Below are 20240 nucleotides of genomic sequence, written 5' to 3'. Positions count from 1 at the left end.
GAGGATCACACTGTTGCGTTTTATTGCGTAAATTGCCATTTCTTTTGGCAAAAGCTCTTCTCTCCTGATGATTGCTGCCTATATTGGATGAAGTTGGTTACCCCAACGACATACAAGTTATCGACGCAAAGGAGAATTTTGAGTTGTTGAACAAGCTGCGCAGCTACCTTCCCGGCAAATTGGGCAAAGTAAGACCTATCGTACCCGTCGTCCGTTTGAATGGTGCTATTGGTGCTGCATCTCCATTGAAATCAGGTTTGAACCTGAGCAGTGTTGAAGACGCACTAGAAATAGCCTTCAGCTTTAAAGAAGCTCCGGCTGTTGCCTTGTCCATCAACTCACCTGGCGGTTCGCCGGTTCAATCTCATCTGATCTTCAAACGCATTCGTCAGCTGGCTGATGAAAACAACAAGCAAATTCTTGTTTTTGTAGAAGATGTTGCTGCATCTGGCGGCTACATGATTGCACTGGCTGGTGATGACATCATTGTTGATCCGTCCTCTATTGTTGGATCCATTGGTGTCGTATCTGCCGGGTTTGGCTTTACGGAGCTTCTGGAGAAAACCGGCGTTCAGCGCCGTGTTTATGCCAGCGGAGACAAGAAGGTCACGCTGGACCCGTTCTCACCGGAAGTTAAAGAGGACATTGAGCACCTCAAAACATTGCAGCACGAAATCCATGAGATGTTCATCGACATGGTGAAGAGCCGCCGCGGTGACGTGCTGAGCGATGACGAAAACCTATTTTCCGGCTTGTTTTGGACTGGAGCCAAAGCGCGTGATCTGGGCCTCGTAGATAGTCTGGGCGATCTTCACTCCACGATCCATGAACGGTACGGCAAAGAAACCAAAGTGAAATTTGTTGGCACCAAAAAGCGCTTTCTTAGCCGCTTTATTCCCGGTGCAAACTTTCAGGGAGGTCTGAATGAGGCTGCTGGCACATTGCCTGCTGCTGCACTTGCTACCCTAGAAGAAAAAAGCCTTTGGGCAAAGTTTGGTCTTTAGGCAATCTCCATAGGATTGCCTAAATTGCCAGAAATAACAATGCTTCACATAAGTGATGGAAGGAAAATGCAGATGACTGAGGTATTAGGAACTGTTGCTTTGATTGCAGGTGGATATGCTCTTTACAAAGCCGTAAAGAAAGAAATTTCCAATATGGCATTCAAGAAACAGCCTGCCTATGCAACTGCTCGCAAGCGTCCGGTTGACCCAGCATATACGCGTCTGGTTGAAGATCCGGCCACTGGCAAATACCGCCCTGTAAGCAACTACTAAGAGCCCTGCTCTAGTCTTTGACTGACAGGTGCCCGCATGACGTTTGGTCTGCGGGCCTGGTGCCGTCGTAGTTTCGCGCGTATTCCTTATTTAACAGGAATAGATTGTGCGCTTGCAAACCAGTTTTGCGGATTCCAGTTTGATTTGATTGCCCGCAGGTTTCGATCTGCTGGACCTGTATCGTAATTTTCCAGAAAATAGAGATACATGGCGTGATCTATGCTGGGTGAGTTCTCCCCATTTACTCCCAAACATGAATCTGGATAGTTGAAGTAACAACCGTCGACAATGTCGTCTGGATCGTTTCGAGGATCAGGAAAACCGCCATATTTCGCGTAAACGTCAGTATACATTTCGTTGATCCAGCCAACATGGGCTTTCTCAAGCTGCTTGTTATCCTGTCCGATTGCCGCGCCATTGTCCCAATAGGTTTGGTATTGCAGTTTCATGATTGAGCTGCGTTGTGCGATTGGTGTTGTTGTGCTGGAGACCTGATTTATAGCACAGCCGTAACTGTCAATCTGGCACAGGCTCTGGCTCATATCGCTCAGTGACACTCCATCCGGGACCTTCTGCAGATGTTCATGAAGCGCGGCGACCATGTCATCAGTGAAGCCTTTCTTCATGTATGCGGATTTATATTTTCCAAACTGATTGGGGCCAGAACCATTTGTGTTTTGAACGCCCTCCAGAAACGTGAAACGACGAAGTTGGGCAGTTGCACTCACCGGACTGATAGCTTTTGCAGTACCGTGCCATGGATGTCCGTTTACGGGGCCCGGCTCGGTTGATAGTCTTGTTATCTCGCCCAGTGTTTTCTTCTGGTCCTTGATCCTGTCATTCAAATAGGCCTCATACTCCTGTCCTTGAACCCCGAGTGATGGGGCATCAAAATAATAGGATGCGAAAACCATTTTCCCAGCAGCAAGATGGTTCGCATGGAATATGCCAAAGCTGGGCCACTTGGATTTGTCTCCGTCCTGCCCTTCCTGTGAGAACTGGGTGAAGTTGTCCAATAGTTGCTTGAGGACAGGTTCTGTGATCAGCAGGTTTCCATTTTCATCCTGCCAATCAAATGAAAACGCGGTGGTGTAAAGATATTGCGGTGCTTTCGGAGTGTCCTGGAAATAGTAGCGGGTGATAATGCCGAAGTTTCCTCCACCACCGCTACAGATCGCCCAGAACAGATCCGGGTGGTTCACACGGGAGAAACTTTCTCATAGAGTTCAGGCGTTGGAGCCCCTTGAGGCATGATCACCACGTCCACTGCAGACAGGTAATCAACGGTCAATCCAAATGCGCGGGAAAAGAGACCATACCCTCCGCCAGTGATGTGCCCGCCTAGTCCGACTGAATAGCAGCTGCCCGCTGGCAATGTGGTATCAAACATGTTGTTGAACATGCGATACATATCCCAGTTTCCAAAGCCGACATCGATGTAATACCCGTAGTTTGGATCACTGCCCACACCGCGTAGCCCGGTCAGATCGATGATGTATTTTGTGCCCGCATTGTAGACGAAGTTCTCATAGCAGTGGCGACCACAGGTAATTTGCAGTTCGCCTGCTTTTGCTCCTGACGCAATCACCTCTCTCCAAGCGGCTGTTACTTCTGCAGCTGAGGCAGGGGCGTAGACGCGTTTCAGACTTGGCGCATACCAGCGGCGGTCAAATCCTTGACGATCACTCAGAACAGGCAGGCGGGACATCACCATCGGTACGCTCTCCAGCTTTTATGCAGACTACAATGACCCTGCCACTAAATAAGCTTTTTCCCGGGCTCAATATCCTTGATATTGTGGGGTATGGGCCTGCGCCGAAACACAGCTGCGATTCCGGAAATGAGCATGAGAAGAGTAATCCGCCTTACTCCCCGTCTTTTTCACAAAATATCTTTGATTTTTCAGGAATGCTTGACCTTCCCCGTTTGACGTGGCACCTGTGCCTCAACTTGGATTTTGCGCCGTTTCGGTGCAGTACATTTTGGATTTTCAGGAAACACTCCCATGTCTAGTGAAGCCGTTCCGGCACATATGCAGCCAACCAAGTCCTTTCAGGGTCTCCTCATGACTCTCCAGAGATTCTGGGCCGATCAGGGCTGCGTTATTGTGCAGCCATATGACATGGAAGTGGGCGCGGGCACTTCCCATCCATCAACAACACTGCGTTCGCTTGGACCTCGTCCATGGAAAGTGGCGTATGTCCAGCCATCTCGCCGTCCTACCGATGGTCGCTATGGCGAAAACCCAATGCGCTTGCAGCACTACTATCAGTTTCAGGTTATGCTGAAGCCTTCTCCTGCGAACCTTCAGGAACTGTATCTGGCTTCCTTGCGTGCAATCGGCATTGATACAGACATCCATGACATCCGCTTTGTTGAGGATGATTGGGAAAACCCAACACTGGGCGCATGGGGCCTTGGTTGGGAATGCTGGTGTGACGGCATGGAAGTTTCTCAGTTCACATACTTCCAACAAGTAGCTGGTTTTGAATGTAAGCCAGTTGCTGGTGAGTTGACTTATGGCCTTGAGCGCATTGCCATGTATGTTCAGGGTGTCGACAATGTTTACGACCTGAACTTCAATGGCCTTGAAGGCGACGAGAAGGTTACTTACGGCGATGTGTTTTTGCAGGCCGAGCAGGAATATTCCCGTCATAACTTCGAACATTCCGATACTGAAATGCTGTTCCGCCACTTTGCGGACCATGAGCGCGAGTGTAAGCGTCTGCTGGCAGTAAGCGCAGAAGCAATGGAGAAAGCTGGCGATGGCCTCCAGAAGGTTGTTATGCCTGCTTATGACCAAGCGCTAAAATGCTCCCACGTGTTCAACCTGCTTGATGCACGCGGTGTCATTTCCGTAACTGAGCGGCAGAGCTATATTCTGCGTGTGCGTGAACTTTCCAAAGCTTGTGGTGCAGCCTTCCTGCAGACCGAAGCTGGTGGTGTGGGCTACAAAGGCTAGTCCCAACCAATATGATGAATTTTAAGTGCCGGGACAGAAATGCCTCGGCATTTTTTGTTGTCGCTTCTCTCTGCACTTCGACTCCTTGAAAGATGCCTGCTGATAATCAGTAGGTTTTCAGGACTGCAATCAAACGGATATTTTTAAAGCGATATCCTGTTTGATTTGCCAATCACTCCCCCTGTTGCCAGCTGCCTGCGTATCTATGCGCTGATCCAAATTGGGGTGCATTCGCGGAGTTCTCTGTTCCATGACTGTCGAAAGTACCGAAGCGCATGAAGATGGCACTGCAGCAGCCTCTTCCGTTCCTCAACCTGAGATGACTGCTCAACCTTCCTCCACGCAAAACCTGAGTGATGAGCAGATCGCCAATGCGATTGTTTCGCGGTTGAGCCGTGATGATAAGCTGATCATGCGAGACGGTGATCAAGCCTTCTGGCCAGGCGTTCGGGAGATGATGAAGAGTGGCTCTCAATCCGGCCCGTGGGCAGCGGGGGCGTTGCCAGAGCATCATTTGCCGGGTGTTCATTACACAGAAGGCTCACGCGGGATCGTGCTGAAGGGCGCCACAACGTTTCCTGCAGTGATTGCAAGAGCGGCAACATTTGACCCTGAGCTGGAAGAACGGATTGGCGCAATCATTGGATATGAGATGCGCGCCTTTGGTGGCACGTTGTTTGGGGGGGTGTCACTTAACCTGATGCGCCATCCGGCATGGGGACGAGCACAGGAATCTTATGGTGAAGACAGCTTCCTGATCGGCGCAATGGGATCAGCTCTCGTTCGCGGTGTTCAACAACATGGCATGGCATGCATCAAAAACTTTGCTCTGGCATCCATGGAACACTCCAAGCTTTCCCTCAATGTTACAGTGAGCCAGCGGGCACTTTATGAGATGTATCTTCCTCACTTCAGGAAGGCAGTTGAGGCAGGTGCAGCGGCTGTCATGACGTCTTACAGTTCCATCAATGGCGAGCTTTGCGGACACAACAAAGAGCTTCTCACCCAACTGCTGAAAACAGATTGGGGGTTTAAGGGTTTTGTACTGAGTGACTTCCTGTTCGGCATTCGCAATGCGAGAGAGGCTGCCCTTGCCGGCATGGATCTGGAGATGCCGTTCCAACTGCACTTTCACCAGCACCTGTCAGAGCTGATCGATGATGGAGAGATCTCCGAGGCAGCATTGGATGACGCCTGTTACAGGCTTATTCTGCAACAGCTCAGAGTGCTGCGGAAAGGCCGTTACGAGAAGACCCGCGTTGGCTGCGCGGAGTTTCGATCTGTTGCGCAGGAAGCCGCTGAGAAGTCGACCGTGCTCCTGAAGAACGAAGGTGGGTTTCTGCCTCTTAAGGACATTCAAAGCATTGGTGTTATTGGTCGTTTGGCGAGTGTCGCCAACACAGGTGACAAAGGAACGAGTGATACACAGCCGACACATATAACCACGCCACTCGCAGGCCTTCGTTCCTACTACAAACACAAGATCGACATCTGGCAGGACAGAGGCCAGAACATCAATCGCGCCCTGCAGATCGCAAAACGAGCAGATGCCGTTGTGCTGGTGGTCGGAAATGACCACAGCCGTGAAGGTGAATGGGTTTCCGTTGATCTGGCAGCACGCTTTCATGAGGTTCTTCCTCAACCTCGGAACCGCGAAGAAGCGAAGATTGCCTCTCAGTTTTTACGCGCATTTAGAGGAGGAGGTTCTGCGGGCAAACCTCAGGAGTCCGGAGGAGCTGAAGACGGTTATGGCTCCGGCGACAGGCAGAGCCTTCGTCTGCCTCCGCACGATGTTGAATTGATTAAGCAGGTCTGTGCCGCAAATTCCAACTGTGTCGTGGTTGTTATGGGTGGCGGCACTATTTTGATGAACGAATGGCAGGATAAACCTGCTGCCATCTTACTGCATTGGTATCCAGGGATGGAGGGAGGAACTGCACTTGCCCGAATTCTATCCGGCGAAGTCTCCCCCAGTGGCAAGCTGCCGTTTGTCATCCCACGACGAGAAAGTGACCTGCCTGACTTTGATCGCAATGCGCATAAAGTGATCTATGACCTTTGGCATGGATACAGAAAACTGGACAAAGATGATGTTACACCAGCGTATCCATTCGGGTTTGGTCTGAGCTACTCTCAATTCCATTATTCCGAGCTTGTTGTTACACCGCCTGATGAGCTCCTTACTGGTAGCATTGACGTTCACTTCTCCATCGCCAATATCGGGCAAATCGAGGCGGAAGAAGTTTCGCAAGTTTATATTGCCCCTAAAGGGTCCGCAGTAGAACGCGCCAAACAGGAACTGAAGGGCTTCCAGCGTCTTCGTATTCCAGCTGGTGAAAGCAGGCAAGTGACTGTCTCCATCCCGATTGAGGAGCTTGCTATATTTGATAGTGAACGCAACCAGATGGTGGTTGAACGCATCATCTACGATGTGGTCGTGGGCAGCTCTAGTCAGGATCCCAACAGCCTGCAACTGGAACTCAACCTGTTTGGCGAACTCAATGAAACTACTGAGGAACCTGCGTAGACGCGCTTAGATTATCTCAGCACCACAAAGTCTGATGCAAGGCAGCTGTTCACACCCCTGTTGATTGGTTGTGCCCGGCTGATGTTTTTTGCTCAATTACGGTTCCGCGCTGCCTATTGGGGGTGACAATGCCCTTGAGTATTGCTAGGCACTATCCACCTTAGAAATTCGCGATTGATTGACCAGTTAAAGGCGTCGTTCACCAATGCCAGATCTTCTCCTCGAACTCTTTAGCGAGGAAATTCCTGCCCGCATGCAGCGTCGTGCGGCTGAGGATTTGAAATCCCTCCTGACCAATGCTCTTGTTGATGCAGGTGTAACCTATGAAGGCGCGAAGGCTTATGCCACTCCACGCCGCCTGACACTGCACATTGCTGGCTTGCTTGCAGGCTCCAAAGCAACCCGTGAAGAGCGGAAGGGCCCGCGCGTTGGCTCGCCTGAGAAAGCATTGGCCGGATTCCTGCGTGGCGCAGGCCTTTCTTCTATTGACGATGCTGAAGTTCAAAATGACCCGAAAAAGGGTGATTTTTACGTCGCTGTTATCGAGAAGCCAGGTCGGAAGACCGAGGATATTGTTGCTGACGTGATGCCAGACATCATTCGCAACTTCCCTTGGCCGAAATCTCAGCGCTGGGGTTCTGGCAGCTTGCGCTGGGTTCGCCCACTGCACTCAATCGTTTGTACCTTCGGTCCTGAGACCGAAGAGCCAGAAGTTATTCCGTTTGAAGTTGATGGCATCAAATCCGGCCAGACCACCTATGGTCACCGCTTTATGGCGCCTGAAGCAATCGAAGTGCGCCGCCTGGAAGACTATATGTCCAAGCTGGAAGCTGCCAAGGTTGTGCTTGATGCGGACCGCCGCAAAGACATCATCGATGTAGATGCGAAAAACGCGGCTATGGCGCTTGGTCTTGAACTGGTTGAAGATGCTGGCCTTCTTGACGAAGTGTCTGGCCTCAACGAGTGGCCGACCGTGCTTATCGGTTCCTACGATGAGAGCTTCCTTCAGCTGCCTGACGAAGTCATTCAGCTCACCATTAAGGTGAACCAGAAGAACTTCGTGCTGAGCGATCCAGCAACATCTCGCCTCTCCAACAAGTTTGCATTGACTACAAATATCGTTGCAAAGGATGGTGGAACCAAGATCATTGCGGGTAACGAAAAGGTTGTTTCTGCACGCCTTTCCGACGCCAAGTTCTTTTGGGAAACGGACCTTAAGATCAAGCTGGAGAGCAACGTCTCCAAGCTGCAGGACATCGTGTTCCACGAGAAGCTGGGCACTGTAGCTGCCCGTGTTGATCGCCTTGAGCGTCTTGCTGCGGAAATCGCTCCACTTGTTGGTGCTGATATCGAGCAAACCAAGCGTGCTGCGCGTCTTGCGAAAGCTGACCTCGTTTCTGCAATGGTTTTCGAGTTCCCTGAGCTGCAAGGCCTGATGGGTCGCTACTATGCAGAAGCACAGGGCGAAGATACTGCTGTTTCTCAGGCGATTGAAGATCACTACAAGCCAGCTGGCGCGTCTGATGATGTACCAGTATCACCTGTTTCCATCGCTGTTGCTTTGGCAGACAAACTGGACATTCTTGCTGGCTTCTGGGCAATCGACGAGAAGCCAACCGGATCCAAAGATCCGTTTGCGCTGCGCCGTGCTGCTTTGGGTGTTATCCGCCTTGTGCTGGAAAACGACCTGCGCCTGCCACTGCGTGATGTTCTGGTTCAGAGCCTGCGCCGCAACCTTGCAGACATTGCAGCTGCACGCGGTGAAAGTGCACTGTCCGATCTTCCATTCATCGGCAAAGGCAAAACCGGCGAAGGCGTTGTTAAAGACATCTTCTCCATGGTTTCCAAAGCGGCTGACGTGGTGCTGGCAAACGTTTCCGACAAGATCCCTGAGACCTCTCTGGAGTCAGGTCTGATTGATGATCTGCTCAGCTTCTTCGCAGACCGCATGAAGGTGGTTCTGAAAGACAAAGGCGTGCGTCATGATCTGGTTGACGCAGTTCTGGCTCGTGGTGGTCAGGATGATATCAATCTGATCGTGAAACAGGCAGAAGCTCTTGCTGGATTGCTGGGCAGCGAAGACGGGGTCAACCTGCTGGCAGGTTACAAGCGTGCCGCGAACATTCTGCGTGCGGAAGAGAAGAAGGACGGCAAGGCCTTTACAGGCAAGCCTGATGCTGCTCTGCTGGAAGAACAGGCAGAAAAAGACTTGGCAGCTGCGCTGGATAGCGTTCTGGTTGAAATCAAGCCGCTGCTTGATGCTGCTGACTTCTCCGCTGCAATGGCTGCTCTTGCTAAACTGCGCGGTCCTGTTGACGGCTTTTTTGACGACATCCACGTGAATGCTGAAAAGCCGGAGGTTCGCGAGAACCGTCTGAAGATCCTTTCTGAAATTCGTGCAGCTGTTCATCAGGTCGCTGATTTCTCAAAGATCGCTGGATAAGCTAACACCATAAGACATTTTAAAGCCCGGGACTCGCTTGAGTTACCGGGCTTTTTATTTGATTAGACTTTGACAGCTTTTTCGTACTCAACCGCTGTTTGTGCGATTTCTTCTTTCAGCCAATCCCGCAGCTTGCGAACACTAGGACTGCGCAAGGCCCCTTCCCTGCAGATGAACCAGTAGGATCGTCCTGTTGAACAGCGGTGACCGAACGGAATCTTCAACTGACCCTGCTTCACAGCATTGGCAACCAGCGTATCCCAGCCCAAGAACACGCCGTGGCCTGCAATTGCAGCATCCATGCAGAGAGATGCGTTGGAGAAGCCGTGACCTCTTGGAAGCTGACTTTCTTTGAGACCAAACGGGGCCAACCAGTCGCTCCAACGGTAATAGGAGTTATAGTCGCGGATGATCACTTCATTCAGAAGATCCCGTGGCTCTTTGAGGCGCTCCGCGATCTCAGGAGAGCAGACCGGATAGATGAAGTGCTCACACAGGCGCTCTGAGTAAACATCATCAGGCGCTCGTTTATGGACGCGGACACAGGCGTCTACATCGGAGTGATTGAGGTTCACCAACTGGTCGTTGGCATCCAGCCTGAGATTGATGTCCGGATTTGCCTTCATAAAACTGCTCAAGCGCCAGACCAGCCATTTCTCAGCCAACAGCGGAGCTACAGATAGAAAGAGACTTTCTTCTCTGTCCCGATCTGCCAATGCAACAGCCTCTGAGATTTGCTTGAGGCCTGATGTGAGTTCGTGACAAATCTCGGCACCAAGGCTTGTCAGCTTCAATCCGCCTGTCTCTCGAGTGAACAGCGGGCGGCCCAACTGATGCTCGGTTTTGTGCAGTTGCTGGCTGACGGCGCCGGACGTAATGCCCAACTCTTCAGCCGCATTTTTCAGGGAGCCCAGGCGCCCGACGGCTTCAACAACGCGAAGGCCAGCGAGGCTGACTTGATTGAGATTTTTCATCGAGGACAGTTCCGAGCAGTAAATCTAAACCGGGGTTTAGTTATTCCAGATAGCACTTGCAATGCAATTGACGCATTGTCGCTCCATCAAGTCACAAAGGAAATGACAATGAAAAATCTTTTTAAAGATCTATTGCGCGGCAAATCCCCCCGAAAGACCAAAGCAGCTGCAGGCTCAAAGCCTTATTGTGCTGACCCACTTTCACACCCTGCTCTTCAGCAGATGGATACGCGCGAAATTGGTGATGTTTACATCAACCCAGAAAAAACGCTGCCTTAAGAGCAGCGTTTTTTATTTTGTCCCTCAATACGGGATGCCAATCTTTTTAAAAATGAAATGCATGAGCCAGGCAGGTCCAACCAACAGGAACTGCAGATCTTTAAAGAAAGACGGCTTTTTCCCCTCAATATGATGGCCGATAAACTGGCCCACCCAAGCAATCACAAACACTGCCAATGCTGTCTGCCAGAGTGGGATGCCAAGCCCAAACTGCTGATAAGTCATGTTAATCCAAATCATCAATGCTGAGAAAACGGCCATGCCAATTGCCAGCGTGATGGACAATGACAGGTAGTAGATGATCGATAGCCCCAGCCCGATCGTGCACCAGTTCAGCCACGGTGAGATGTTCGACAACCCGATCGGTGTTGGAACAGACCACAGCAGTGCGGTTACCGTCCAGAAAATGACCGGCACACAGATCCAGTGAATGGCTTTGTTTTTGTGATTTTGGTGGCTTTCGCCGTACTCGCCCAGCAGGCGATCAATGCGACGCCCGGTCGCTTCTGTAAAGCTCATACTACCCTCCCCGTAATATTAAGCGGTATCAATGCAGCCAGCATGCCGTAAGGGGAAGGTATTTTCAAGCTGACAAAACTTCGGCGGGCATATTAACCAGTGCCCGCCGAAGGAGTTGTTTTAGCTATGTGGTGCCAGGCAAACGCCTGCATTTTGCTTACGACATTGTGCATCAACAGCTGAAAGTGCTGTCATATTTACGATGCCGCGTGAGGTCACGGATGGCGTGATGATGTGAGCCGTTTTCTTTGCGCCCAGCAAAATCGGACCAACGTGAAGCGCGTCTGTCATTGCCTTGATGAGGTTCAATGCGATGTTGGAGGCATCCAGAGTTGGGAACACCAGCAGGTTCGCAGGGCCGGAGATATGCGCATCTGGCATGTAACGTTTCAAGATTTCCGGCTTCAACGCAGCGTCACCATGCATTTCACCTTCAGCTTCCAGCTCTGGCAGCTGTTTCCAAACCATCTGCAGGGCTTCCCGCATCTTGTTGGAGGTTTCTGACGGACGGGAGCCGAAGTTGGAGTGGGACAGCAGCGCAACACGCGGTGTGATACCAAAGCGCTTGATCTGCTCAGACGCCAGATGTGTGATCTCTGCGATCTCTTCAGCAGATGGACATTCAGTCACGTAAGTGTCTGCCAGGAAGTACGCACCGCTGGAGTTGATCAGCAGTGAGAGCGTTGAGAAATCCGTTACACCTTCGGAACAACCAATGATGTTGTTGATGTCACGCAGATGCTTATCAAAGCGGCCTTCGAGGCCAGTGATCAGCGCATCAGCTTCTTCTCTATGCAACGCCAGTGCACCAATGACGGTGGAGTTTGTACGCACCATCGTTCTGGCTGCTTCCGGCGTTACGCCTTTACGGCCAACCAGTTGCACCAGTGTATCAACATAGGAGCGGTAGCGCGGATCGTCTTCTGGGTTCACAAACTCAAAATCTGTGCCCGGGCGAATGCGCAGACCGAAGCGCTCACAACGGTTTTCCAGAACCTGCGGACGACCAATGAGGATTGGTGTCGCGAGGCCTTCTTCCAGCACCACCTGAGCGGCACGCAGAACGCGTTCGTCTTCACCATCGGCATAGATCACGCGCTGCTTGTCTGCCTTTGCCTGAGAGATGATTGGCTTCATCACCATACCGGAGCGGAACACAAAGCGGTTCAGCTTATCCATGTAGGCGTCGAAGTCTTCGATCGGGCGGGTTGCGACGCCAGTTTCCATGGCAGCTTTTGCAACAGCAGGGGCAATGCGCAGGATCAAGCGGTTATCGAACGGGGATGGAATGAGGTAGTTCGGGCCGAATGTATGGGTGACACCGCCGTAGGCTTTTGCCACCACATCGGTCGGTTCTTCCCGTGCCAAAGCAGCAATTGCCTCAACAGCTGCCAACTTCATTTCTTCGTTGATGGCAGTTGCACCAACATCCAGAGCGCCGCGGAATATGTATGGGAAGCAGAGGACGTTATTCACCTGGTTCGGGTAATCCGAACGGCCTGTACACATGACCACATCGTCACGAACAGCCAGCGCATCTTCAGGCATAATTTCCGGGTTCGGGTTGGCAAGGCCCATCACCAGAGGGCGTTTTGCCATCTTGGCGACCATCTCCGGCTTCAGCACGCCAGCTGCGGACAAGCCGATGAAGACGTCAGCGCCTTCGATGATATCATCCAGCGTGCGCTTGTCGGTTTTCTGCGCGAACACGGATTTCCATTCATCCATAAGGGCTTCGCGGCCCTCATAAACAACGCCCTCAATGTCAGAAACCCAGATGTTCTCGCGCTTTACACCGGAGGACACCAGCAGGTTAAGGCAAGCCAACGCTGCGGCGCCCGCGCCGGAAGCGACGACTTTAATCTCATCCAGCTTTTTGCCGGAGAGCTCCATGCCATTGCGCACCGCAGCTGACACGATGATCGCTGTACCATGCTGATCATCATGGAAAACCGGGATATTCATTCTTTCGCGCAGGCGTTTCTCGATCTGGAAACACTCTGGCGCTTTGATGTCTTCCAGGTTGATGCCGCCGAAGGTTGGCTCCAGAACGCCAACTGCATCAACGAACTTATCAACGTTGGTCTCGTCGACTTCGATGTCGAATACATCAATGCCAGCGAACTTTTTGAAGAGGACAGCCTTACCTTCCATCACCGGCTTGGATGCCAGAGGACCAATCGCGCCTAAACCCAGAACTGCGGTACCATTGGAGATGACACCAACAAGGTTTTGACGTGCGGTATAGTCAGCCGCTTTTGACTCATCCTTATGGATTGCCAAACACGGAGCAGCCACACCCGGAGAATAGGCAAGCGCCAAATCTCGCTGGTTTCCCAATGGCTTAGTTGCCTGAATTTCCAATTTACCCGCGCGCGGATACTCATGGTAAAAGAGCGCTTGTTCATCGAGTTCGCCGGAGGTAGGGCGTTTTTTGTCCGTCATCGTCTATTCTTGCCTGACCGAGTGAATGAGCGGCTCGCCACCGGGAATCACTATGACTTCCGGTTCAGATGTCGCAGTTTTGCAAAACCTAGACCATCGCCTAGGATTTTGCAGTATCTCAATACGTCTTAAAGCGTATAAATGCGCGAATTAGAATAAGCAAAACAATTGCATTCAAAATATGCCACAAGGAATGTGTTCCAACTGGCAAAATTGAGCAAATTGGTTCGTCCAAAATCCGGAAACTCATCGAAAGTGCGAAGACCACGCCAGCGGCTAACAGAGCGTTGGTTGTTTGCCTGTTTTTGCTGCGGGTCAGGCCTGCAAAAAGCAGGATTGCGAGGAGTGCCGGGAAGTAGCCAGCGGTGGATCCGAGTATCCCCTCAAACAGCCTTGGGCCAAATGCCATTGCCCCAAAGAAGAGCAGCGTTGCGCCCAGTGATATCAAGAGGTTGGCATCCATGTATCGACGCGTGGCAAGGTAGAAGTAAACCAGCATGAAGATCGCAATCGGGATGACATCAGCCAGCATAGACCAGAGGGTTGCGAAGGTGTGGAACAGGAACGACCCGATCCCAATTATGGTCAACAGAGCAATGAGAACCAAAGCTGCGTTATCTTGTGCGTTGGTTTGCGTTGAATGCGTTTTTTTTGCGTTGCTACGTGCGTTCAACCAGAATTGAAGGGCAATCAGCGCAGCAATGATGAAAGCAGCGTTGCTCACTGCATTGAGTGGCTCAGACCAGAATGCATCGGAGGTGCGCTCGCAGTATTGGTTCAGGTGTTGATTCCAATCCATGAGCTCTCCAAGCTGGTACCGCGTTATCTCGTCGTATTTTGAAAGATCACTGTACCGTTCAACCAATGGACCCGGCTAGCCCTCAAAACCTTCTGGAGCTGATCCTGCTGGCTCACTCCTGACGCATTCGCGAGCGCTTGTTGTAGATGGTCTTTGTGCATCAGCATGGGGAGCTGGTGGCATGATGCTTTCAGCAACCGATGCTTGAGGGTTATAAGCTTCTGCTTGAGTTGTGCGACAGTGCCGAATTCTTCTGTGCGGCTGGGAAACACGCCAATCAGATTTTTGGCAGTTCCTACCCGCTCCGCGCGCTCTATAAAAGCAGCTGCTTCTGTCTGCCAGCCCGCTTGTAATATGGCTCCGGGTTGGATCAGCAAAATCCAGTTGGAACGGGTGCACTGTTTGAGCCCTTGCGCCAGAGCTGAGCCCGATTTTGCGGTGGTGCTGACGAAATCTGCGCCGCTGGCATCCGCGACGATCTCGGTCCCATCAGATGAACCTTCATCGGCGATAATGACTTCTTTCAGGATACCTTCTGCGGAAGCTGGGACCAGAGCGGACAGGGTGAGCACCAGCCGGTGCTCGCTGTTATAGGTGGGAATAAGTGCGCTAATCATTCCAACAGCTTACAGTGATTTGCCTTAGCTTTGGAAAGTAAAGGCTTGCAAATCCAGATATTTTGAGCAATGTTCCACTTATGTTCTCATAAGAAGATGAAAGTGCATGCCCCATGTCAACTGCACAAAATCACAGGGCCGAAACTGAGGCCGCTGATCCTTTAGGGTCTTCGCTTCCGGTCAATATGACAGGACGGGGCCGTGCTGCCCATTCCAACAAGGCTGGCCGGTTTGAGGCGGAAAGCCGGGAGCTGATGGATGACGGCTGGGGAACAATTGATGAACTTCCCCCGATCAAGACAGAAGTGCAGATTGAAACTGCACGCCATGTGATCACCAAGAACAGCTCTCCTGACCTGCCTTTTGATCGCTCAATCAATCCGTATCGGGGCTGTGAGCATGGCTGCATCTACTGCTTTGCGCGGCCAACCCATGCGTATATGGGCCTGTCGCCAGGACTGGATTTTGAAAGCCGCTTGTTTGCCAAGCCCAATGCAGCACAGGTGCTGGAACGGGAGCTGGGTGCATCCTCTTATCAACCCAAACCCATTGCGATTGGCACTAATACTGATCCCTATCAGCCGATTGAACGTACGCACAAAATCATGCGCGATGTTCTGGAGGTGTTGAACAAGACGGGCCATCCGGTGACCATTGTCACCAAGTCAGCGCTGGTCATGCGGGATATCGATATTCTTAGCGAAATGGCAGAGCGCAATCTGGCAAAGGTGGCAATTTCTGTGACCACGCTGGACCGAAAGATCGCGCGGAGCCTTGAACCACGCGCGTCTACGCCGCCTCGCCGTTTGCAAGCGATCAAAGCACTGTCTGATGCGGGTATTCCAACCGCTGTGCTGGCAGCTCCGATCATTCCCGGACTGACGGATCATGAACTTGAAAGCATTCTTGAGGTTTGTAAAGAGCATGGTGCGACAGAGGCCAGTTACATTTTGCTGCGTCTTCCTCGAGAGGTTTCTGAACTCTTCAAGGAATGGCTTTTGCGGGAAGCTCCGGGCAGTTACCGGCGTGTGCTGAGCCTTTTGCGTTCCATGCGTGATGGAAAAGACTATGACGCTCGGTGGACGCAGCGCTTCAAGGGTAAAGGTCCTTACGCTGACCAGCTGGCAAAGCGCTTTCAGCTGGCGTGTAAGAGCAAGGGTTTATCCTCGCGCTCAATGAAGTTGTCCTGTGACCATTTCATCAAACCAACTTGCGGCGGTGTGCAGCTTTCATTGCTGTAGACGAGGCGTGTTTTGATGCTTGAAAGCTGCTGGGCTACATGGCAATGAGGGGCATGTCGTATTTTGCAAACTCCCTCTTTGATATCGCCTTTCCTGATGCGCCTGACCTGCGCTTTGAGCGCTCTGTTGAGCAAGACCTGCAAGGGCGGTTTGCCGGTATTGATGAAGCAGGGCGCGGGCCATGGGCTGGCCCTGTGGTGGTTGCTGCTGCCAGCCTCGACTACAACAACTTGCCAGAGGGGCTGAACGACTCCAAGAAGTTGGCCGAGGCCAAGCGCGAGGAGCTCTTTGAGCAGATCCTTGAGATGGCTGATGTGAGTGTTTGCGTGCAAAGTGCACAGACCGTTGACCGGATCAACATTCGCGAAGCAACCTTGCAGGGCATGCGCACCTGCGCCCGCTCGCTCAGCGTTCCGGTGAAACGGTTCTTCATTGATGGTAGGGATGTGCCCCATCACCTGCCGCAGGAAGGGCAAGCGCTGATCAAGGGTGATGGCCGCTGCCTCGCCATCTCAGCTGCTTCCATCGTTGCCAAGGTGACCCGTGACCGCCTGATGGTGAAGATGGACAAGCATTTCCCGGAGTATGGCTTTGCCAAACACAAAGGCTACGGCACCAAACAGCATCAGGAAGCACTGGCAGCACACGGCGTAACACCGCTCCACCGCTGTTCCTTCCGACCTATTCGGGAGATGATTGAGGGGTAAGAAAAGACATCATATTATTGTACTTAAAGAAGCAGGTCTTTTTCATGAAATCTGATCTTAAATCTATTGTCCGTACTCAACCAACCCTTACTGCTCAAGAATTTTACGATTATCTCATCAAACGTCAGACTGCAGATCCAGACCAAGAAGGTCGTTTACTTTTTAGAGGACATAAAGACGCCTCTTTCAAACTTATTCCATCTGCTTTACGCCCTGATGCTATGCCGTGGTTTGACAACGTAAAACCATTTCGTGGCAACAAAGAACTAGCAAACCTTATTGAATTCTATCGTAGGGCGAGAGAGTTGGGGTTAGATCTTCCTAGAGTTCCTAGTGAAGTTCATCGCAGCCTTATGGAGGCTGACGAGAACTCTAGTACGAGCTTATCGCCTTGGTTTCCAAATGAAAATCTACGCGAATTGATTGCCCTAGCACAGCATTACGGGATGAAAACCAGGCTACTAGATTGGACACGCTCTTCTGGAGCTGCCATGACGTTTGCCGCTTCAGGCGCGTTAAATATACTTAATGAGCTGCTAAGAGAAGGGCAGCCTAGAGTAAGAACCGATGACAACTTTTTAAAAAAACTATCATGTCAACAAATTCATGTTTGGGTACTGAACAGAGACCGAGCCAAGTCGATTTCTAAAAATGCAATGGCTTGTCTAAAGAATGAATACTCACGTAAAGCGATGCCATTTGATATCGACTTTGTTGAACCTCCGACACAAAGTAACAAAAATATCGTCGCGCAGCTCGGTGCATTTACATTACACCAACCATACATCATGAATGAAAAATGGGCACACTTAGACAAAGTAAACCTGGCTCTTGATGAAGCAATACTCTGCTGCCATCGTTTCCTGGAAGTGCATAAGGATCTTAGCAATGCAGATCGCCTCCAAATGATTTTGGAGTGTGTGACTCTCCCCATTTTGGAAGTTCCAAAGCTACTTCGTATTTTGAAGCAGCATAATATGGATTCTGCAAAGCTGTTTCCTGGCTTTGAAGGTTGCGTTCAAGCTGTAAACGACACCATCACATTGAAGCACGTACAAAACAAACTCGACAGCCTTGCAGTAGGGGTAAACTTGGAGACAATTTAGCCACGCATCTCTCCGAAGTCAGAAAGAGTGCGACATGACTTAGCTGAACTAAAAGGATTTCAGAGCTGTCCGCAGCTTATCCAAAGTGCTTTTGCCAAATTTCCTGCGTTTGCAGAAGTAAACGCTGTATGTCGATCATCTCCGCCGATGATCCGCTCGTGGAAATTTTGATTGGTGCGCCCTTCGTGTAGAACTTATCTATCTCCGCATTTGCCAACCTAATAAAACTGAGCGCTTCTTCTGGATTGATTGGCCTTACTTCATCAGCCTCAATGCGAACAGCATTGAGAGAAGCTAGTGGTTTGGCGAGTGAAAAATTAGCGTGGCTCATCAATTGATCAAAACTCATAATTTAAGCAAAATTCAGAATTCAGAATTCAGAATTCAATCAAGCAAGACTTATGCCACTAGGAAGCGCAAGAAACCGTTGTTCTTGAGGTACTCGTTTGGCCTAGGACGGCAGAACTTTCCCCAATTCGTGTGAGGTCGGCACTTATTTTAGGGACGCCACTATTGGTGTCCATGTGATCGATTAGAATTGTAAATGGAAATGTGTGTTTCGTATTATCAGCGATGATCCCGACTGGCCGTCATAGCCAATTTAAAAGAGGCGTTCCAGCTTTGAACCCAAGCACACAGGCCTTTCCAATGCTCTCGCATTATAATGCAGAGCTGAATGACCTTGCGGCACTTACTCGCCTTTGAGTGCATTTTGGCACAACCCAGAGGCGTAACAGCTCACATCATAGCGGCATTGCAACTCTAAATTCAGGAGCATTGAAATGCCAGCTATCACAGTGCCGTGCGGAACGAGACCCTCCCAGTCCAACCACAGGCGGTTCAAAACACTGCCAAGCCTGCTGATCACCAAGAGACGTATAAGGAACGTCATCTTGGTGATCTTGGTATCAACGTAAAATACAATCCTGCTATTCCGGAGCGGCAAGTGGATTCCAGTCTTGCTGCAGTTTCTGTTCATCGCGTGGTGAATGACAAACTCGGAATGACGACAAATGCGCTTCACAACGTCGTGGAGGGCGGCAAAGATGCAGTGTTGTCTGCCAAAGCCCCGTTCCTAACCAGCTCAGGAAACAGCTGGTACACACAAGTCAGTTGCTACCTCCCCTGCTGATATCGCGAAATTGCCTGATGGGTCTTATCTGCAAACGCAAGGCAGATGGCTGGATGCATCAACCGTACAGGTTCCTGCACCCGGAAACGTGTTTGGGGCAAGCGGACTGTTTGCCTCCGCTGAGACAAGCCTCGACATTCCTCTTGTGACGCCAATCAGTCCTAACCGGGATAACATAGCGGCGGCCTTCGGGGTCAAAATCTTCGATGACGGACAGACAGTCCCGCTGAAGTTTGATGGCAATCTGAATGCTGTTGAGTATGAGTTTGGCAAGGCCTATCCGCAGTACCGGCTGGATGTGACGAACGGTTTCTTTATTGAAACGCATGACTTCCCGCATGTGTTCATGCCAGCTTCTGAACAGAGTGAGATTGTGATCACTGTAGGGACGCAGCTTGAAGAAGATCAGTTTGCTCTCACCAACTTCCTTGTTCCACATGGCAGTGGTATTCTGGTGCCCGGGAACACCATTCACGCTGATGCATTCAGCTCCGGCAGCATCATAGCGTTGTTGACCGCACTGCACAGAAGCGGATGTTGTTTTGATGCATCAGCCGGATGACAGCCCATTGCCAATTAAAATCGACACCTCAGAACGGTTGGGACTTGCTGAATGGCATGTCTAGTTCGCTATCAGGACGCTGAAGCCAAGTAATGTTTAGACAAAGAAAAAGGCTCCCGAAATTCGGGAGCCTTTTTTGATATTCTTGTCAGAAATTCTGAGGATCAATTCAGGTTTTCAGAAACCTGTTTGATGCTCTGCTTGAGCACTTTATCCTGAACTTCTTCTTTGGCAGTGCTGGAAGCGACGATGGTTTCAGCGGCCTGAACTGCAACATCTGCAGCACGGGAGCGAACCTGTGCAATCGCATTTGCTTCAGCCTGAGCGATTTTCGCTTCGGCTGCTTTGGTGCGACGTGCAATCATCTCTTCGAGAGCTGCCTTGGCTTCTTCAGCCAGACGATCAGCTTCAACTTTTGCATCAGCAACGATCTGATCTGCTTCCGCTTCAGCCTCTTTACGCTTGCGCTGGTACTCGGCCATCAGAGCCTGAGCTTCTTCACGCAGCTTACGGGCGCCTTCAAGCTCTTGCTTGATGTTGTCCGCTTGCTGGTCAAGCATTGCACCAACCTTGCCAGGTACTTTCAGGTACCACATCAGGACAAAGAAGAGGATGAGACCAACGAGTGCCCAAAGGCTTGCATCGAACAT

20 protein-coding genes are annotated in these 20240 nt (G+C 51.0%); 11 read left to right on the top strand and 9 right to left on the bottom strand.

Annotated features, from left to right (window positions below):
• The first annotated feature begins 143 nt into the window (after positions 1–143).
• A complete protein-coding gene (locus PsAD37_RS07105) occupies positions 144–1004 on the top strand; it encodes a S49 family peptidase (protein ID WP_063295602.1) in 861 nt (286 codons plus the stop codon).
• Positions 1005–1076: 72 nt separating this feature from the next.
• Positions 1077–1277, top strand: coding sequence for a hypothetical protein (locus tag PsAD37_RS07100; RefSeq protein ID WP_208860103.1), 201 nt, complete (start codon positions 1077–1079; stop codon positions 1275–1277).
• Positions 1278–1363: 86 nt separating this feature from the next.
• Here PsAD37_RS07100 and PsAD37_RS07095 read toward each other — a convergent pair whose 3' ends face one another.
• Entirely contained in the window at positions 1364–2479 is a 1116-nt protein-coding gene (locus PsAD37_RS07095) for a BBE domain-containing protein (protein WP_063295539.1), read from the bottom strand.
• Entirely contained in the window at positions 2476–2991 is a 516-nt protein-coding gene (locus PsAD37_RS07090; protein ID WP_063295538.1) for an FAD-binding protein, read from the bottom strand. The genes PsAD37_RS07095 and PsAD37_RS07090 overlap by 4 nt, the downstream gene beginning before the upstream one ends.
• Positions 2992–3282: 291 nt before the next feature.
• On the opposite strand from PsAD37_RS07090, the gene PsAD37_RS07085 reads away from it, so the two are divergent.
• From PsAD37_RS07085 to glyS, 3 genes are all read left to right on the top strand, one after another.
• Positions 3283–4239: a glycine--tRNA ligase subunit alpha gene (locus tag PsAD37_RS07085; RefSeq protein WP_063295537.1), complete on the top strand. Its 957-nt coding sequence runs from the start codon at positions 3283–3285 to the stop codon at positions 4237–4239.
• 250 nt (positions 4240–4489) lie between these two features.
• The gene (locus PsAD37_RS07080; RefSeq protein WP_063295536.1) at positions 4490–6766 is read left to right on the top strand and encodes a beta-glucosidase; all 2277 of its coding nucleotides are present in this window, start codon (positions 4490–4492) and stop codon (positions 6764–6766) included.
• Positions 6767–6971: 205 nt separating this feature from the next.
• Positions 6972–9209: a glycine--tRNA ligase subunit beta gene (gene glyS / locus PsAD37_RS07075; RefSeq protein WP_063295535.1), complete on the top strand. Its 2238-nt coding sequence runs from the start codon at positions 6972–6974 to the stop codon at positions 9207–9209.
• 62 nt (positions 9210–9271) lie between these two features.
• Here glyS and PsAD37_RS07070 read toward each other — a convergent pair whose 3' ends face one another.
• Positions 9272–10183 (bottom strand): LysR substrate-binding domain-containing protein, encoded by a 912-nt coding sequence (locus PsAD37_RS07070; protein ID WP_057464858.1) that lies wholly within the window; start codon positions 10181–10183, stop codon positions 9272–9274.
• A 108-nt stretch (positions 10184–10291) separates the two neighbouring features.
• Here PsAD37_RS07070 and PsAD37_RS28305 point away from each other — a divergent pair, with 108 nt between their 5' ends.
• Positions 10292–10462 carry a hypothetical protein gene (locus tag PsAD37_RS28305; RefSeq protein ID WP_193778230.1) on the top strand — a complete coding sequence of 57 codons (171 nt, stop codon included), beginning with the start codon at positions 10292–10294 and terminating at the stop codon, positions 10460–10462.
• 24 nt (positions 10463–10486) lie between these two features.
• On the opposite strand, the gene PsAD37_RS07065 is transcribed toward PsAD37_RS28305, so the two are convergent.
• From PsAD37_RS07065 to PsAD37_RS07050, 4 genes are all read right to left on the bottom strand, one after another.
• Positions 10487–10981 carry a DUF962 domain-containing protein gene (locus tag PsAD37_RS07065; RefSeq protein ID WP_063295534.1) on the bottom strand — a complete coding sequence of 165 codons (495 nt, stop codon included), beginning with the start codon at positions 10979–10981 and terminating at the stop codon, positions 10487–10489.
• Between the two features lie 120 nt (positions 10982–11101).
• Positions 11102–13426 (bottom strand): NADP-dependent malic enzyme, encoded by a 2325-nt coding sequence (locus PsAD37_RS07060; RefSeq protein ID WP_063295533.1) that lies wholly within the window; start codon positions 13424–13426, stop codon positions 11102–11104.
• A gap of 118 nt (positions 13427–13544) precedes the next feature.
• Positions 13545–14225, bottom strand: coding sequence for a ceramidase domain-containing protein (locus tag PsAD37_RS07055; protein ID WP_063295532.1), 681 nt, complete (start codon positions 14223–14225; stop codon positions 13545–13547).
• 23 nt (positions 14226–14248) lie between these two features.
• A complete protein-coding gene (locus PsAD37_RS07050; RefSeq protein WP_063295531.1) occupies positions 14249–14842 on the bottom strand; it encodes a glycosyltransferase family 2 protein in 594 nt (197 codons plus the stop codon).
• Positions 14843–14955: 113 nt separating this feature from the next.
• Between PsAD37_RS07050 and PsAD37_RS07045 the strand changes: the two genes are divergently transcribed.
• Genes PsAD37_RS07045 through PsAD37_RS07035 form a run of 3 tightly spaced genes read left to right on the top strand, consistent with a single transcriptional unit; the run spans position 14956 to position 17896 of the window.
• Complete coding sequence (locus PsAD37_RS07045; RefSeq protein ID WP_063295530.1) at positions 14956–16083, top strand: PA0069 family radical SAM protein; 1128 nt, start codon at positions 14956–14958, stop codon at positions 16081–16083.
• Between the two features lie 53 nt (positions 16084–16136).
• A complete protein-coding gene (locus tag PsAD37_RS07040) occupies positions 16137–16790 on the top strand; it encodes a ribonuclease HII (RefSeq protein ID WP_063295529.1) in 654 nt (217 codons plus the stop codon).
• A 44-nt stretch (positions 16791–16834) separates the two neighbouring features.
• Entirely contained in the window at positions 16835–17896 is a 1062-nt protein-coding gene (locus PsAD37_RS07035) for an FRG domain-containing protein (RefSeq protein WP_153039685.1), read from the top strand.
• A 76-nt stretch (positions 17897–17972) separates the two neighbouring features.
• On the opposite strand, the gene PsAD37_RS07030 is transcribed toward PsAD37_RS07035, so the two are convergent.
• On the bottom strand, positions 17973–18245 hold the full coding sequence (locus PsAD37_RS07030; protein ID WP_208991743.1) for a hypothetical protein: 273 nt from the start codon (positions 18243–18245) through the stop codon (positions 17973–17975).
• A gap of 453 nt (positions 18246–18698) precedes the next feature.
• On the opposite strand from PsAD37_RS07030, the gene PsAD37_RS28665 reads away from it, so the two are divergent.
• Both PsAD37_RS28665 and PsAD37_RS28660 read left to right on the top strand, forming a co-directional pair.
• Positions 18699–19028, top strand: coding sequence for a hypothetical protein (locus PsAD37_RS28665; protein ID WP_208991742.1), 330 nt, complete (start codon positions 18699–18701; stop codon positions 19026–19028).
• 10 nt (positions 19029–19038) lie between these two features.
• A complete protein-coding gene (locus PsAD37_RS28660) occupies positions 19039–19590 on the top strand; it encodes a hypothetical protein (RefSeq protein ID WP_208991741.1) in 552 nt (183 codons plus the stop codon).
• Positions 19591–19754: 164 nt separating this feature from the next.
• On the opposite strand, the gene PsAD37_RS07020 is transcribed toward PsAD37_RS28660, so the two are convergent.
• Complete coding sequence (locus PsAD37_RS07020) at positions 19755–20240, bottom strand: ATP F0F1 synthase subunit B (protein WP_063295527.1); 486 nt, start codon at positions 20238–20240, stop codon at positions 19755–19757.

Source organism: Pseudovibrio sp. Ad37, from assembly GCF_001623075.1.
In the GTDB taxonomy this organism is placed as follows: Bacteria; Pseudomonadota; Alphaproteobacteria; order Rhizobiales; family Stappiaceae; genus Pseudovibrio.
Note: the sequence above shows the minus strand (reverse complement) of the source record. Positions and strands in the feature narration are given on the sequence as shown.